Annotated in this window: 19 protein-coding genes, 1 pseudogene and 1 other annotated feature; of the genes and pseudogenes, 18 read left to right on the top strand and 2 right to left on the bottom strand. The window is 47.8% G+C overall.

Features of this window, described 5'->3' with window-relative positions; translation table 11 throughout:
- The first annotated feature begins 106 nt into the window (after positions 1-106).
- On the top strand, positions 107-691 hold the full coding sequence (locus tag KNO99_RS13745) for a Maf family protein (protein ID WP_214749671.1): 585 nt from the start codon (positions 107-109) through the stop codon (positions 689-691).
- Between the two features lie 23 nt (positions 692-714).
- Positions 715-1,344, top strand: coding sequence for a RadC family protein (gene radC, locus KNO99_RS13740; RefSeq protein WP_214749668.1), 630 nt, complete (start codon positions 715-717; stop codon positions 1,342-1,344).
- Positions 1,345-1,568: 224 nt separating this feature from the next.
- On the opposite strand, the pseudogene KNO99_RS15520 reads toward radC, so the two are convergent.
- Positions 1,569-1,757: pseudogene (locus tag KNO99_RS15520) on the bottom strand (recombinase family protein); the annotation flags it as partial.
- A gap of 431 nt (positions 1,758-2,188) precedes the next feature.
- On the opposite strand from KNO99_RS15520, the gene KNO99_RS13730 reads away from it, so the two are divergent.
- The 16 genes from KNO99_RS13730 to KNO99_RS13655 all read left to right on the top strand — a co-directional run bounded on the left by KNO99_RS13730 (position 2,189) and on the right by KNO99_RS13655 (position 15,060).
- Positions 2,189-3,004 carry a hypothetical protein gene (locus KNO99_RS13730; protein ID WP_214749665.1) on the top strand — a complete coding sequence of 272 codons (816 nt, stop codon included), beginning with the start codon at positions 2,189-2,191 and terminating at the stop codon, positions 3,002-3,004.
- A 4-nt stretch (positions 3,005-3,008) separates the two neighbouring features.
- Positions 3,009-3,725, top strand: a complete 717-nt coding sequence (locus KNO99_RS13725; protein ID WP_214749660.1) for a hypothetical protein — start codon at positions 3,009-3,011, stop codon at positions 3,723-3,725.
- 245 nt (positions 3,726-3,970) lie between these two features.
- Positions 3,971-4,801 (top strand): DUF2785 domain-containing protein, encoded by an 831-nt coding sequence (locus tag KNO99_RS13720; protein ID WP_251131076.1) that lies wholly within the window; start codon positions 3,971-3,973, stop codon positions 4,799-4,801.
- Positions 4,802-4,875: 74 nt separating this feature from the next.
- On the top strand, positions 4,876-5,316 hold the full coding sequence (locus KNO99_RS13715) for a hypothetical protein (protein ID WP_214749655.1): 441 nt from the start codon (positions 4,876-4,878) through the stop codon (positions 5,314-5,316).
- A gap of 197 nt (positions 5,317-5,513) precedes the next feature.
- Positions 5,514-6,551 carry a rod shape-determining protein gene (locus KNO99_RS13710; protein WP_214695333.1) on the top strand — a complete coding sequence of 346 codons (1,038 nt, stop codon included), beginning with the start codon at positions 5,514-5,516 and terminating at the stop codon, positions 6,549-6,551.
- 13 nt (positions 6,552-6,564) lie between these two features.
- Positions 6,565-7,455: a rod shape-determining protein MreC gene (gene mreC, locus KNO99_RS13705; RefSeq protein WP_074035245.1), complete on the top strand. Its 891-nt coding sequence runs from the start codon at positions 6,565-6,567 to the stop codon at positions 7,453-7,455.
- Position 7,456: 1 nt separating this feature from the next.
- Positions 7,457-7,951 (top strand): rod shape-determining protein MreD, encoded by a 495-nt coding sequence (gene mreD / locus KNO99_RS13700; RefSeq protein WP_214749767.1) that lies wholly within the window; start codon positions 7,457-7,459, stop codon positions 7,949-7,951.
- 5 nt (positions 7,952-7,956) lie between these two features.
- Positions 7,957-8,625, top strand: coding sequence for a septum site-determining protein MinC (locus KNO99_RS13695; protein WP_251131075.1), 669 nt, complete (start codon positions 7,957-7,959; stop codon positions 8,623-8,625).
- A 5-nt stretch (positions 8,626-8,630) separates the two neighbouring features.
- Positions 8,631-9,488 carry a septum site-determining protein MinD gene (gene minD, locus KNO99_RS13690; protein ID WP_214695335.1) on the top strand — a complete coding sequence of 286 codons (858 nt, stop codon included), beginning with the start codon at positions 8,631-8,633 and terminating at the stop codon, positions 9,486-9,488.
- 43 nt (positions 9,489-9,531) lie between these two features.
- Positions 9,532-10,857, top strand: a complete 1,326-nt coding sequence (locus KNO99_RS13685) for a ribonuclease E/G (RefSeq protein ID WP_214749650.1) — start codon at positions 9,532-9,534, stop codon at positions 10,855-10,857.
- A gap of 55 nt (positions 10,858-10,912) precedes the next feature.
- Positions 10,913-10,985: a sequence feature (ribosomal protein L21 leader region), on the top strand.
- Between the two features lie 15 nt (positions 10,986-11,000).
- The gene (gene rplU / locus KNO99_RS13680; RefSeq protein WP_015881153.1) at positions 11,001-11,309 is read left to right on the top strand and encodes a 50S ribosomal protein L21; all 309 of its coding nucleotides are present in this window, start codon (positions 11,001-11,003) and stop codon (positions 11,307-11,309) included.
- Between the two features lie 3 nt (positions 11,310-11,312).
- Complete coding sequence (locus KNO99_RS13675) at positions 11,313-11,648, top strand: ribosomal-processing cysteine protease Prp (RefSeq protein WP_214749647.1); 336 nt, start codon at positions 11,313-11,315, stop codon at positions 11,646-11,648.
- Between the two features lie 12 nt (positions 11,649-11,660).
- Positions 11,661-11,942, top strand: a complete 282-nt coding sequence (rpmA, locus tag KNO99_RS13670) for a 50S ribosomal protein L27 (RefSeq protein WP_015881155.1) — start codon at positions 11,661-11,663, stop codon at positions 11,940-11,942.
- A gap of 66 nt (positions 11,943-12,008) precedes the next feature.
- On the top strand, positions 12,009-12,449 hold the full coding sequence (locus KNO99_RS13665; RefSeq protein ID WP_214749644.1) for a Spo0B domain-containing protein: 441 nt from the start codon (positions 12,009-12,011) through the stop codon (positions 12,447-12,449).
- On the top strand, positions 12,450-13,739 hold the full coding sequence (obgE, locus tag KNO99_RS13660; protein WP_074035227.1) for a GTPase ObgE: 1,290 nt from the start codon (positions 12,450-12,452) through the stop codon (positions 13,737-13,739).
- Between the two features lie 43 nt (positions 13,740-13,782).
- A complete protein-coding gene (locus KNO99_RS13655) occupies positions 13,783-15,060 on the top strand; it encodes a hemolysin family protein (RefSeq protein ID WP_214749641.1) in 1,278 nt (425 codons plus the stop codon).
- A gap of 43 nt (positions 15,061-15,103) precedes the next feature.
- Here KNO99_RS13655 and KNO99_RS13650 read toward each other — a convergent pair whose 3' ends face one another.
- Positions 15,104-15,877: an NUDIX domain-containing protein gene (locus KNO99_RS13650; RefSeq protein WP_214749638.1), complete on the bottom strand. Its 774-nt coding sequence runs from the start codon at positions 15,875-15,877 to the stop codon at positions 15,104-15,106.
- Positions 15,878-16,094 lie beyond the last annotated feature (217 nt).

Here is a 16,094-nt window from a genome sequence, read left to right as displayed (position 1 = left end):
TTTTCGACCCGGGTGATTGTGTTTACGACGCGTGTTGCCTACAATCAACAGAGAAGTGAGAAACGGAAAGGAAGCCCGTTTCAGAAGAAGAGAAGGAGTCGATACAATGAATACAACACAGAAGCGTGTCATCCTCGCCTCGATGTCACCACGACGTACGGAGTTACTGCGTAAAGCGGGAATCGAGCATGAGATCATCCCATCAAACGTGACGGAAGGGACGGACGGCAAAGAGTCTCCGAGCGATTACGTTGCCCGTCTCGCGCGTGAGAAAGCGATGGATGTGGCACGGAATCATCGAGATGCTATCGTGATTGGTGCGGATACGGTCGTCGTCTTAGACGGCGTCATCTTGGAGAAGCCGGCGGACCGTGAGGATGCGAAACGGATGCTCGAACGCTTGTCCGGCTCGACCCATGAAGTGCTCACAGGCGTGAGCATCATCGGTGCGACGCAGGACTTGTTCGTCACGACGACGCATGTGACATTCGATGTGATTCCGGAGAGTTGGATGGAAGATTACCTTGATTCCACAGAACCGTACGACAAGGCGGGAGCATATGGCATCCAAGGGTCGGGTGGTCTTTTCGTTGAGAAAATCGAAGGTGATTTTTATAACGTCGTCGGCTTACCGATCCATCCGCTCGTCAAGACGCTCGACCGGCATGGGGTGACGCCTCGCTTCCTGTGAATGCCTTGAAAGTAGGTGAAGGAATGACCATGGTGATTGACCGTAGTGTAGAGACCGCCATCGCGAGATTGCTTCAAATCGGAGGACGGGGACCGGACCCGATGGAGACGGCGCGCCGTATCTCGGACGTGTATCCGACGTTACGGGCGCTGTCACAGGCGTCCGTCCAAGACTTGTGCAAAATCGAAGGAATGACGAAGAAGAAAGCAGAGCAACTCCTGGCCGCATTCACGATTGGGATTCGATACGTCGAAGAGCCGAAAGCGAGTATGCCGACGATTCGATCGCCCCAAGATGCATATGAGCTGTTGCGAGATGAGTTGAGGCTACTGAATCAGGAGCATTTCGTTTGTCTGTATCTCAACACGAAAAATCAACTGATTGCCCGGAAGACGCTCTTTGTCGGTGGGCTCAATTCATCGATCGTGCATCCGCGCGACGTGTTCCGCGAAGCGCTCAAGTTGTCGGCGGCGTGCTTTATCGCCGTGCATAATCATCCGAGTGGGGACGCGACGCCGAGTCGGGAAGATATCGAGGTGTCCGAACGGTTGGTCGAAGCAGGGAACATCGTCGGCATCGCTTGTCTCGATCACGTCATCATCGGGGAAGACCATTACGTCAGCATGAAGCAGCGAGGATATATGAATGGATGAGAAGTGGGAAGCAGGCATCGTGATGTCTGCTTTTTGTATGTGGGTATCTGTAATTTATTTCTCGTTCCATCTACAGATGGGAAGACTTAAATAAGATTTCAAATTGTATAAAAACTTCCTAATTCAAACTTTACGTAATATAGTTCTATTGGCTCAAACTCCTTTAGATTTATGTGCAAGTGTTACTTATTATTCTTTCTGAAGAGGTAAGGATTAAGAGATGATTATTCACCTTGTTGCGCTTTTGATCGTACATGTTCAACTAAGTTTGCCAATTCCAATTCCGCAATAGCTCCTACAATTGCAATGAACATTCGACTCATAGCTGTTGATGAATTATATACTTCAATCGCAGGATGGAACTCACAATTTTGTTTTTTGGGAAAGTTTAAAATGACATGTATATCACATACACTTCGAGTAAGTGTTTAAAGATTATAAACTAATAGTAAATCAGTCAAACTATCCTCGTCTACATAGTACTTAATTGTCTACCGGGTTTGAGCAATACAAAATGCTTTTAAAAGATCGCGTTGACCTGAAATATAATAGCCTTCTACTGGTTGCTCTTCTGTTGACATTAAGATATACAGCCCTATATGTTTTGACACTTTGTAAAAAAAAATCCTTTATTGAAGTTGTTTGATATTGATACATAGGATGAACTTGAGATGTAGTGTATTCTAATATAAGAACATAAGTTCTTTTTTAATGATTGGATACTGAAAAAATTGGGAAAAGGTACATTCGAAGAGTTAAGTGTGGTAAATTATTCTAAAAGGGTTAAGAAAACCCCATTTTATTTACCTCCTCTTAATTTACCTTTCATGAAAGGGTGAATTCCGTGAAAATAAATTCGTTATTTAGAAAGAACAAACAATTAATCTACTGGTTTGCATTTACAATTATTATGGCAATTTCTATTGTTTTAGTAGGAAAGTTCTATACTTTTATTATCGATAATTGGTATAGCACTCTATTGACTGTCATCGGTACTCTGGGAGCTATTGTTACTGCAAAAGATATATCCACAAAATTTAAAAAAACATTATACAAAACTAAAACTACAATGATGAATAAACAAGTTTCTTGGTCTTTATCTTGCAATTATAAGGGAGAGGACATAAAAGATTCTACTTTTAAAACTATCAAAGATAAATTGAAAAGTATTGGAGATAATAACCGAGTTATTCATGAAAATAGTTGGAAAATTTCTTTAACCGTTGACGGTGTTTTAATTGAGTGTAGTTACAAGAATTATGTTAATCCAGACGTTTATTCTAGTAACGAATATCTTGGGGAAATCTATTTGTATATACCGGAATACCATGCTCCATATTTAGAAGCAAGTGACTTATTAGAAGTAAGGATTTTTCCTATCCTAACTTATATGCATAAAGAAATTGGGAATTGTCATGAAGCATTTTCTTTTGATGTGATTTTCAAAGACTATCATCCTTATTTGGGGTTGTACGTAAAGGATTTTAGAAAAAAAGAACATTTTACTTTTACGTGTGATTTTTCTGAAGAGTCTCCTATCAAAGGATTAGACCCTATTGGAAAAGTGACAATTACTAATAAAAAACTAACGTTGCGAGCTCAAAATTTAAATAGTTTTTCGGGTTTAATTAAGAAACATCTTTTTCTTGCAGGAGGATAACAGTTTGGGTAAAACATATTATTTTATCAACATGAAAGAATTTAATATCCCGGAGAATGGTTTTTTTACAGATCAACAACTGACTTTTGGAGAGTCTAGGGTTGACCCTGATCCAATAAGCTCTTTAGAAGTAGTTGAGGAAAATTATTATAAGGGTTGGACAAAGTTAAAAGGTATTCATGAAATGATTGATAAAACCCCAAGGAGAATGGCTGGAGAAGATGAATATTTACCCCAAACAATTGTAGGTGGGGATTCGGCATTTAATTGCTTTTACAATCCAAATGATAAGATTATGATTATGAACACTTCAAAAAAAGTCGTATTAGATTTTCAGAGGAAACTTATTAATAAAAATCCTAGAGACTTTAAACCAATACAAAAGGAAGTTGATTTCCAGCGTTTAATTTCTATGTTAAGTGACAATCAAATTGTAAATTCATGGTTCAATAATATTGATGGCCAGGTTAAATCTGTAGGTTTGTTTGGAGAGCGCGTTAACTTAGATGATACATTTCGACGGTTCAATAACTTAGGAAATTTATCTGCAATTACAGTGGAATGGACTTTTGCGGATTTTGATTATCCTATAAACATAATGATTACCAGAAACTGTGGAATCGTCATTCATGCTAACTGGGATATCAAGCGGGATTTAGATTTCTTATTTGACATGAAAAACATTATTTTTTCAACAGAAAGCGTACCTATAGAACTATAATTGATATTTTGAATTTTCATGCATACGTAATGAAAACATTGATTGTGGAATGAGCGAAAATCAGGTGAAGGGAATCATTGGAAATTCGCACACTTTAGCAGGATACATATTGAGTGATAAACTGTACAAGGTACTTACTTATAGTGATATGGATTCGAGACTCCTATATAATGTTTGAATTACTCTCATTGACAAACGTTTATATAAAGATGAAAAAATGAATTTGAGAAGAGCTGTTGATTAAGATGAACGTGTTGACGAATGATGAATTAAACGCAATCCTCCGCATGATGAAAGATGGAAATCTGACGTATTACGAAAAAAATAAAGAAGCCATTCTCACAAGTATGGTTCAGCATATCGGATCACCGGACGGCGAACTCCGTGATCGACTCATATACACAATGTTCTTTCGCCTCATCGTTGAACAAAAAGACATCGAAATTGACAAGATGAGTGAGCTACTTGAAACGTCCGTTGAGTCTCTTCTATTTCAGGGAATCGAGGAAACGAAGTCAGACGATGTTTTCACTAGAGCGTTCACGACCTTACTGATAGCATTGATCCTCCATCGAGATATAGAAGAGAATTTTTTGACAAAGGAGCAGTTCAAGCGTACAAAGACTGCTCTTATTCAATACTTAACATTAGAGAAAGACACAAGAGGATACGTAAATGGGCATGGGTGGGCTCATTCGATCGCCCACGCTGCAGATGCGGTAGACGAGCTCATCGCAAATCCCAAACTCAATCCAAAATCATTTCCTGAACTGTTCAATATCATCATCGTACAAATCATGCGTTCTGACATATTGGCGCATGACGAGGAGGAACGTCTCATCAACCCGCTCCTTCGATTACTCGATCGTGGGATGGATATCGGAGCTGTTCATCGCAAGCTAGAAAGTTTGCCGCAGGATGTCTCGAATCTCAAGCCACACCTTGATGATGAACAATACTGGTACGTCGTTCATAACGTGAAATCATTTTTGAAAAGTCTGTACATCCGATTAAACGAAGGCAATCTTCACGTTTCCTTGCAACAATCCATCCTTCATTCATTGAAGAAATGGTGACGTGGGATAAAAAATATACAATTTCCTCCAATTGAATCAGAGACTTTGGTAAGATATCAGGTGAGGTGTTCAACATGGAAAAAATCATCTGGTTGTTAATGCTCGGCGTCTCGCTCCTCGTGAGCTACGTCCATCTAGACACAACCATCTTCTCGCTCGTCCTATTCGTCTTATTTTTATTCGTGAGTACGGCACTATTCCTTCGGTTCGACGAGGACCATTGGCTCGATCGCGTCTCACCGCTCGTCGGCGTCGGAGTGGGCGTCCTATCGCTCATCGCCTACCTAGGTCTGATCGTGCTCGCATTCAACGAACTCGACCAACTCGGCATCTGGACGGTGCTCGTCCGCTTACTGCTCATGTACGTCGGAATCTACATATTCGTTATGACGACGACGAGCTTTTTAGCCGGAGCGACGCGCTTGAAGCCGTCCCGCTTCTTTCGACCGGTTCTCATCTTCTCAGTCTTCTTTTACGGCGCGATGTTACTACTTCCGCTCCAACCTGGTTTGTAACCGTTCTCTCTTAGGCAGACGCCCACTCGCGTCTGCTTTTTTGATTTGCCTTTTTCCTCAAAAGAAGGCAAACTAGTAGACGGTGAGACAGGACTGAGATGCGGTTATTGTAAATAACCTGTAATCGAATGAACGTTTTCAAACATGATTTTTCCGTTATAATAAAAAATAGTGTAACGAAGAGAGGAGCAACACCTATGTTTCGTAGTTTTAACCGAGAAATCGGAATCGACCTTGGAACGGCTAACACGCTCGTTTACGTAAAGGGTCAAGGAATTGTTGTTCGTGAACCGTCCGTTGTGGCGTTCCGCACAGATACAGGTAGAATTGAGGCCGTTGGTAACCAGGCCAAAGATATGATTGGACGTACACCAGGGAACGTCTCTGCTCGTCGTCCGATGAAAGACGGCGTTATCGCTGACTTTGAAACGACAGCAACGATGATCAAATACTTCATGGAGCAAGCTCAAAAATCAAAAGGCGGTTTGTTCTCATCGAAGACGAACGTCATGATTTGTGTACCAAGTGGCATCACGTCTGTTGAAAAACGTGCTGTCGAAGACGCTGCGAAACAAGCAGGCGCTCGTGAAGCTTATACAATCGAAGAACCGTTCGCGGCAGCAATCGGCGCAGGTCTCCCGGTTTGGGAACCGACTGGCTCGATGGTCGTGGATATCGGTGGTGGTACGACCGAAGTCGCAGTGATCTCACTCGGCGGCATCGTGACAAGCCAATCGATTCGTGTCGGTGGTGACGAAATGGATGACGCCATTATTCGTTACATCAAAAACAAGTACAACCTCATGATTGGGGAACGTACGGCCGAGACGCTCAAGATGGAAGTCGGTTCAGCACGTATCGACGCATCAAACGAGGCGGAGAAGATGGAAATCCGTGGTCGCGACCTCGTAACAGGACTTCCGAAACAAATCGAAGTGTCGTCTACAGAAGTGTGCGAAGCACTCTCGGATACAGTCGAAGCGATCTTGGCAGGTGTCAAGCAGACGCTTGAACAAACACCACCAGAACTCGCGGCTGACGTGATGGACCGTGGAATCGTCTTAACAGGCGGCGGCGCGCTCCTCAAAAACTTGGACGACGTCATCTCAGACGAGACGCACATCCCGACACTCGTTGCGGACGAGCCGCTCGACTGTGTAGCAGTCGGTACAGGAAAATCTCTTGAAATGATGGACGTCCTCCGTTCGAAATCAGGCATCTCGTCACGTCGATGAGAGGTGAGACACGATGAGCCGATTCGTACGTAATAAAAAGCTCATCATCACGCTAATTGTACTGATCTTGTTTTTCGTCATTTTAGGGGTTTCGATTCGAGGACGATCGGAATCAGCCTGGTACCAAGACGTCACGCGTGATGTGGTCGGCACGTTCCAGCGAGTGTTCGCGGTACCAATCGGATGGATGGACTCGACCGTCTCATCCATCTCGGACGTCCGCGACATCTACGAAGAGAACCGTCAACTGAAAGAACATTTGGCGAAGTATGCCGAGGTATCGGTTGAGGCAGATGATTTGCGCCGTGAGAATGAGGAGCTTCGGAAAATGGTCGAAGCGAAAGACGAGTCGTTACGCGACTTTGACCTCATTCCGGCGGAGGTCATCGGGCGGACACCGAACGATTGGCAACGCTACGTCACCATCAACGTCGGTTCTGAAAGCGGCGTTGAGAAGGGCATGGCCGTGACCGCGGCGAGCGGGATGGTCGGTCGTGTCATTCAAACGAGTGCCTATACGTCACAAGTGCAACTGCTCAGCGACAACAACCGGACAAACAACGTCTCGGCTGTCGTCAAAGATGCGGACGGCAAAGCGACGTATGGGACGATTGACGGCTTCGATACGGAGACAAACGAGTTGTTCTTCACGAAAGTATCGAACAGCGTCAAGCTGAAAGAAGGAGAAATCGTATCGACCTCTGGACTCGGGGGACGTTACCCGGCCGGACTCGTCATCGGTACGATCGAGTCGATCGAGACGGACGAATATGGCGTCTCTCAAGTCGCCCGGATCAAACCGGAGGCCGACTTCAATGAGTTCTCACAAATGTACGTGATTGATCGGACACTAGACGAACCGTTTCTAACGGGTCCCGAGGAAGGAGGAGCAGCGGGTGAGTAACATGAAAGTGTTCATCGCCCTGTTCCTCCTTTTTCTTATTGAAGGAACATGGGCATCGATTTTCTCGTGGCACTATGCCACGCCGTATCTTTTATTGACGCTAATCGGGCTGATGTTCGTCAGTCTGTACGGTCGATGGGAGACGGCGCTTGGGTTCGGTCTTGTATTCGGATTGCTGTATGACATCGTCTACACCGACTTGCTCGGAATTTATGTATTTACTTTTTCACTCATTCCTCTCTTAGCCAGCTTCGTGTTAAAATATATAGGTGAGAACTTCTTCTCCGTCACCATCACCTTCACGTTCATGATTGTCGTATTCACAGTTGCGATATACGGGATCATGGCAGTGATTGGCGGGACGTTGATGACGATTCAAACACTATTGATTGAACAGATTCCAGGGACCGTGCTCGTCAATGCCATCGCCATCGTGATTCTTTATTATCCGATGATGCGGTATGTGACGATCCGACCTGTTGTGAAAAGAGGGTAGCCATGATGGAGCGTAAACGACACATTACGATTAAAGGACATCGCAACGGAATTGCCATCCACTTCAATCCGAAGAGTGGCATCGACGAGGTGCTTACGGACTTTGAAGCGACATTACAAGAAATGGAGCCGCCGTCCGGTAAGATTGCCCTGAAGTTGCACGCGGGTACTCGTTATCTTGACGAGGAGCTGACACGTCAAATTCGTGAGGTCGTCGCTCGTCATGGCGTTTTTTATATTGAAGACTTGTCGAGCGATGTCATGTTGACGAAAGAAGCGAAAGCGACGTACGGCAGAAAGACGTTCCACTATCATAGTGGGACGATTCGCAGTGGACAGGTCCTCGCGTTCGATGGCTCGGTGCTTGTAATTGGGGATATCAACCCTGGTTCTGAGGTACGGGCGACAGGAAGTATTTATTGTTTGGGCACGATACGAGGAAATGTGCGTGCGGGTGTCGAAGGATGGGAAGAAGCGGTCATTACCGCGAGCCTCCTCCATCCGAAGTTTTTGGCAATCGGCGAACACGTTCTCACGTCCGACGATGAGGAAGAACTTCCTGAGATTGAGATGGGTTGTGCGTATCAGACGAATGACGGGATTGAGATGACACGTCTCCGCCACGTCATGACCGGTCTGAAAGACGCATATGCAATGGAATTACAGAGAGGGTGAGTGGAATGGAGCAAGTAGTGGAGCCTGTACATACAGAAAAAGAAGTGAAAAACGGCAGAGCCATCGTCGTGACATCAGGAAAAGGGGGCGTCGGGAAAACGACGACGACCGCCAACATCGGGACGGGGCTCGCCTTGTCTGGACACTCGGTCTGTCTCGTCGATACGGATATCGGGTTGCGTAACCTCGATATCATTCTCGGACTCGACAACCGGAGCATTTATAACCTCGTCGACGTCATCACGGGACAATGTAAGTTGAATCAGGCGCTCGTTCGCGACAAACGGTTTGAAGAGATGTACTTACTTCCGGCCGCGCAGTCGAAAGACAAGACGTCGGTCAATCCTGAGCAAGTGAAAGAGATTGTCGACCAATTAAAGACGGAATATGATTTCGTCTTGATCGACTGTCCTGCGGGGATCGAGCAAGGGTTCATGAACGCGATCGCCGGAGCGGACGAGGCGATTGTCGTCACGACGCCTGAGAAGGCGGCCGTCCAAGACGCGGACCGCATCATCGGGATGCTCGAGCAAGCGAGTCACATCGAAGCACCGAAGCTCGTCGTCAACCGGGTGAAAAATCACCTCGTCGAATCGGGCGATATGCTCGATATCGATGACATCATGCGCATCTTGTCGATCGACCTCCTTGGCGTCGTCATCGATGATGAGGAAGTCATTGCCGCTGCGAACCGCGGGGTGCCGGTCACGATGAACCCGGACAACAATGCCGGACAAGCGTACCGCAACATCACGCGTCGCATCCTCGGCGAATCGGTCCCGCTCATGTCGATTCAGACAGAGACGGCGCCGGTCGGCTTCTGGGCACGACTCATGATGAAATTTGGAATGAAAAAAGCGTAAAGGCAACGAAAGTTGCCTTTTTCTGTCGAAAGGAGAGGTGCACATGAAGTTAATCTACGAACGAACACCTTCCATTGAACGGGCGATGCTCGTGGACGGGGAACGGTTACTCGAGGTCGAAGAACGCTTCGTCGACCAATTGTCGGTCGGTACGATTGTCGAGGCTGCGATTGAACGGATCCACCCGTCACTCGGCGCGGCTTTTTTGACGGATGGGGAGACGACGTTCTTTTTACCGATTGCGGAGACGCTTCGCGCACTGACCTCGTATCCGGACGTGCCTGCCATCGGACAAGCGGCTGTTGTCGGGGAAAAACGACTCGTGCAAGTGACGAAAGAAGGCATCAACGGCAAGCATCATAAAGTGACCGAAAACATTCGGTTCGGTGGACGCTATCTCGTCTACTTCCCGTACGGTCGTCGTAAACTGTTCAGTCGGAAGCTCGACCTCGTCACGCAGGACCGTCTCTCGAAGTCGATTGCCCTTTCAGAAGAGGAAGGGGTCCTGTTTCGGACGGAGGCGGGACAAGTGGCACCAGACGCCTTACAGGAAGAACTCGATCTACTTCGAGACCGTGCGAAAGCTGTGATCGAACAACGGTACGGGCAAGACGAACTACTGTGTGAACACTTCGTGCGGCGTCATGCGGTCGAATCGGTCCTCTTGAACGACAAGGAAGGACAAGCTCGCGTCGAACGCTTGGACGTTCCCGTGAAACGTCACATCGGCAAAGGTCGAATCCCGGAGGCGAAGCGTCTCGACGAGGCGATTGAAAAGCTAGAGAGTCGTGCCGTCTGGCTAGATGGCGGGGCGTTCGTCTTGATCGAACAAGTCGAGACGATGACCGTCGTCGACGTCAACAGCGGGAAGAACGTCGCCGTCAAAGACAAGGGGCGCGCGGCCGACACAATCAATGAAGCGGCGCTCTATACGATCATGGAGCAGTTGCGCTTACGTAACATCGGCGGCATGGTCGTCATTGACTTTCTGCGCGGTTCGAAAGATGGTCAGACCCGTCTCCTGAAAAAGATGAAAGAGCTCGGGGCACGTGACCCACGACGGGTCGAAGTGTACGGATTCACACGGATGGGCTTATTCGAATTGTCACGAGAACGGACCGGACGCTCGATCCAAGACCGGATGACATATGGAGGCAAGCCATCGAAACTGGCCGTCTTCTCGCAGTTTGAACGAGCGCTCCTCGACCTTAGCGGGCAATACGAGGCGGTCGTGCTCGCACTACCGAAAAAGTGGCATGCCGCTTCCTGGCATGAATTTGACATCGACGTACACCTCGTCGAAGGAGAGCCGGAGTTCGCCTTTTACGGAACGTCTAAGGAATGTCAGAATTTCTTATCTCGGCGTTGACAATGAATATTTGAGAATGGTATTATCTATAACGTTAGTTCGTTTGGAAGCACCCAAATGGCTACAACCGCACAGAACGGGTTTTAAAGGTATTTGCCCTGCCCAGGATGGCGAGTCTGAGTTTAACAAGGAGGTGCACGTATATGTACGCAATCATCAAAACTGGTGGTAAGCAAATCAAAGTTGAAGCAGGTCAAGAGATCTACATCGAAAAACTCGATGCTGATGTCGAAGGTACTGTAGAATTCGGTGAGGTTCTTTTCGTTGGTGGTGACGATGTTAAAGTCGGCGCTCCACTCGTAGAAGGCGCTAAAGTTGTCGGTACTGTGGTAAAACACGGCCGCGCTAAGAAGATCACTGTCTTCAAAATGAAAGCTAAGAAAAACTACCGTCGTAAGCAAGGTCACCGTCAGCCTTACACGAAAGTTCGCATCGAGAAAATCGAAGCGTAAGCTATGATTCGGGTCAAGGTGAGACGAGACGAGGCGAACTCGATTCGCTCCGTCGAAGTGACTGGTCATGCCAACTTTGCAGAACCTGGTTCTGACTTGGTGTGCGCCGGTGTTTCAGCCATCATATTTGGTGCCTATAACGCCGGCGAAACGCTTGCGGGTCAATCGCTTCTTGTAGAAATGGCAGATCAAACAGAGGGTGGTTACTTTTATGTCGAGACGTATCCTGACTTATCACCGCAGGATATGGAACGCACCCAACTGTTATTAGAAGGGATGCTCGTGCAGTTAGACACGGTCGCCCAAAGCTACGGTGAATATATCCAAATTGAACAATAGGAGGTGGACCTCATGTTACAATTGAACCTTCAGTTCTTCGCTTCGAAAAAGGGAGTTGGTTCGACTAAAAACGGTCGTGACTCAATTTCGAAACGTCTCGGTGCAAAACGCGCTGACGGACAAACAGTTTCAGCTGGATCAATCCTTTACCGCCAACGCGGTACAAAGATTCACCCAGGTGAAAACGTTGGCCGTGGTGGCGACGACACTTTGTTTGCGAAAGTTGACGGCGTAGTACGCTATGAGCGTCTTGGTCGCGACAAGAAACAAGTGAGCGTTTACCCAGTCGCGTAAGTTGAACGACGCAGAAGACTCTAGCCACTTTTTTGGTTAGAGTCTTTTTTTCTAGGAGAGGATCAAATGGATTCAGAACAGACACTCGAGCTCTTATCGACCGTCCGTCACGAATGGATGAATCGGCTTCAATTGATCTCGCTCTATGCGGCACTCGATCCGAATAAGCTCGAGGAACTATACGAACGCTATCGGAAACAGGCCGACGAGGAGAGTGCGCTCGTTCGTTTGAACGTGCCACAGACGAGCCTTATCGTGATTCAAGCGAATTGGGAAGGACGGATGACGTATACGATTTCGACCGACCAACTCGCCATCGATGATGCGCGAGTGGCAGAGATGCTTGTCCGCTTGTTGAAAGACACGGACGGGCCGATTCATGTGACGTTCACGGACGGACTGATGGTTCGCGTCACGGGCACTGTCCCGGAAGACGTGTTCACGTCAGCCGATGTGTACGAACAGAACGTAGAGATGACTACGTTTCACATAAAGGAGGGGAAATAAATGTTTGTCGATCAGGTTAATATTTTTGTAAAAGCTGGAGACGGCGGAAAAGGGATGGTTGCCTTCCGTCGCGAAAAGTATGTCCCAGATGGTGGACCTGCAGGTGGTGACGGTGGTCACGGTGGAGACGTCGTCTTCGAAGTAGAAGAAGGATTGCGCACACTCGTTGATTTCCGTTATTCGAAGAAGTTTATCGCCCATGATGGCGAAAAAGGAATGTCAAAAGGGATGCACGGACGTAAAGCGAAGCCGCTCATCGTCAAAGTCCCACCTGGCACAATCGTATTCGACGCAGAGACGGATACAGTCATCGCCGACTTGACGGAGCACGGACAACAAGCGACAATCGCTAAAGGTGGACGTGGTGGACGTGGGAACTGTCGTTTCGCGACACCAGCCAACCCGGCTCCAGAAATCGCGGAGAACGGTGAACCAGGTCAAGAGCGCGAATTGCGTCTTGAATTGAAACTCCTCGCAGACGTCGGACTCGTCGGTTTCCCGTCTGTCGGGAAATCAACATTGCTGTCGGTCGTTTCTTCGGCACGTCCGAAAATCGGGGCGTACCACTTCACGACGATCACACCGAACCTCGGTGTCGTCAAGACAGCGGACGACCGTAGCTTCGTCATGGCCGACCTTCCAGGTTTGATTGAAGGGGCTAGCCAAGGCGTCGGTCTCGGTCACCAATTCCTTCGTCATATCGAACGGACGAAAGTCATCGTTCACATGATCGATATGAGTGGAATGGAAGGACGCGACCCGTTCGAAGACTACACGACGATCAACCGTGAGCTCGAGTCGTATAACTTACGTCTCCTCGAGCGTCCACAAGTCGTCGTCGCAAACAAAATGGATATGCCAGACGCAGAGGAACATCTTGAAGAGTTCAAGAAGAAAGTAGGAGACGATGTCAAAGTCTTCCCAATCTCCGCCCTCGCACAAGATGGCCTTCGTAACTTGTTGATCGAAGTGGCGAACTTTGTCGATACGACACCTGAATTCCCACTTGATGAGCTTGAAGAGAAGACAGCGACGCCTCGTGTCGTGTATCGTTATGAGAAGGAAGAGAAAGGCTATCAGATCCACATCGATGAATACGATCGCTTCGTGATCACGGGCCCTCGCATCGAGAAGCTCTTCAAGATGACGAACTTTGACCATGATGAGTCGATCAAACGATTCGCTCGTCAAATGCGTCAGATGGGCGTTGATGATGATCTTCGTAAGCTCGGTGCCGAAGACGGCAGCGTCGTTGCGATTCTCGACTTCGAATTCGAGTTCGTGGAGTAAGAAAAAAATTATTTGTTAAGAAGAAACGGAGTGTGAAGCTAACGTGGACCCTGTGCCCTCGTCAAGTTTAATTCTATATGTAGTTCTCATCATGTTGTCAGCGTTTTTCTCATCAGCAGAAACGGCGCTTTCAAGTGTAAACCGTGTTCGGATGATTCGGATGGCAGAAGACGGCGATAAAGCCGCAAAACGCGTCCTTAGTCTCGTCGACCGCTTTGATGATACGCTCTCGACAATCCTCGTCGGGAACAACATCGTCAACATCGGTTCGGCGACGGTATCAACCGCTATCGCCACATCGATTTTTAGTGGCGGTACGGGTCTTCTCGTGTCGACGTTCGCGACGACGGTCATCATTTTGATCTTCGGTGAGATTTTACCGAAGTCGCTCGCTAAAGAGTTTGCGGAGAAATATTCGCTTCTCATCAGCGGGATTCTCGTCTTCCTCGTCAAAGTCCTCAAACCGGTGACGATGATCTTCACTGGCTTGAAGAAGTTGACGCTTCGGATAATCGGGATGAAAGACAAGGAACCGTCCGTCACGGAAGAAGAGTTGAAAGTGCTCGTCGATATGGGAGAAGAGGAAGGTGTGCTTGGTGAGACGGAAGCTGAACTCGTCCATAGCGCCTTCGCCTTCAACGATATTACCGTCGATGACGTCTTGACGCCGCGAATCGATATTTTGGCTGTCGACATCGACGATTCGCTCGATGAAATCAAAGACACGATTTTCAGTGGGGGACATTCACGTTTGCCGGTCTACAAAGACTCGATTGACAACGTCATCGGTGTCTTATCAGAACGTGACTTCTTACGTTCGATGATGAAGGATGAAGTGACGGATGTCCGTTCGCTCATCCGACCGCTCACATACGTGTCACCACAGACGAAATTGATTGAACTACTTCCGATTCTCCAACAGAAACAATCTCACATGGCTGTCGTCCTCGATGAATTCGGGGGCACGGCGGGTCTCATCACGTTAGAAGACATGCTCGAGGAACTCGTCGGCGACATCTGGGATGAGCACGACGAATCCGTCGTCTATCTCCGACGTCTCCGTGAAGGAGTCTACGAGTGTATGGCTGACATGAACGTCGATGAATTCGCGGAAGAGATGGGGATTGCGGAACCAGACGTCGATTCCAACACGATGGGCGGTTGGTTCGTTGAATTACTCGGCGACATTCCGGAGAAAGGTGCACAAGTCACGTATCAAGACATGACGTTCACCGTTCTCCACGTAGAAAAACGCCGTGTCCGGAAACTGTTAGTGGAGACTGGACAATCACTGCAAGAAGATCTACAAGAAGAAGCATAAAGAAAAGGGATGATTCGCACGTAGCGGATCATCCCTTTTTGCGTTACACCGATTGGCGCTCGATGCGCTCAATCAATTCGTATGGACGTACTTTGTAGATGGCGTATGGCATATATACAGGGTCAATCGCATCGAGGAAGCGCATCTGGAAGTGCTCCCGTTTAATATAGTCACCGACGTTACGCGAGTCGACTTTGTAGAATCCGACTTCCTGTGTTTCCCCGGCTTGTGGTCTGAGGTCCCCCGATACATATTTTGCACGGAACGTGACGCAGAGGACGCGGGACGACACGTTTTGATAAATTCCCGTGATGCCTTCGACCTCGATTTTCACGCCTGTCTCTTCGTCCACTTCACGGTGGATGGCATCGACGAGCGACTCGTGCTCTTCCACCTGTCCGCCCGGCATCTCGAAGGAGTCGTTTCGGTGCATGTTTTTGACGAGGAGGACCTCACCTGCTTCATTCGTGATATACGCTGTCACACAGACGATCGCACGCGGCGGTGTATAGTGACCGGTCGGCATCATGAACTCTTCGCTCGACTTGATATACAGGTCTTTTCCGAGGCGGGCTCGCTGCTTCATGGCGTCCCGTCGTAACGCGCTACCACGGTAATCTCGCTCGACTTGTTCATAGTGTTCACGGTCCCGGTATTCCCATAGTGCCATGACCTCCGACTTGTCTTCGGTCACCCAGCGTCCGACGAGTCGGGCGCCATGGGACGCTTGAATCGGATAGATGTATGTATGGAAGAAGTCGGTGAATTCTTGCAGGCGTTCAGGTCGAATCGTATACGTTTTACGGCGATGGAACATGGTGATTCCTCCTTTTTCGTTGTGCGGTGTCCTATATGTGTGACCGCGATTCGCTTACATGGTTCTTATTCGACAGATGATAGCGTTTCCCTTTCTGACAAAAAAAGAATCAGCGCTAATTACGCTGATTCTTTCAGACTGTAGACAAAACGCCCGTTTCATTTCGTCTGAAACGGGCGTTTTGTCGTATTTTGGGCCATGAGGCGCTCTGACCGAG

Origin of the sequence: Exiguobacterium sp. s189 (assembly GCF_018617615.1) — a bacterium.
Taxonomy (GTDB): Bacteria; Bacillota; Bacilli; order Exiguobacteriales; family Exiguobacteriaceae; genus Exiguobacterium; species Exiguobacterium aestuarii_A.
Note: the sequence above shows the minus strand (reverse complement) of the source record. Positions and strands in the feature narration are given on the sequence as shown.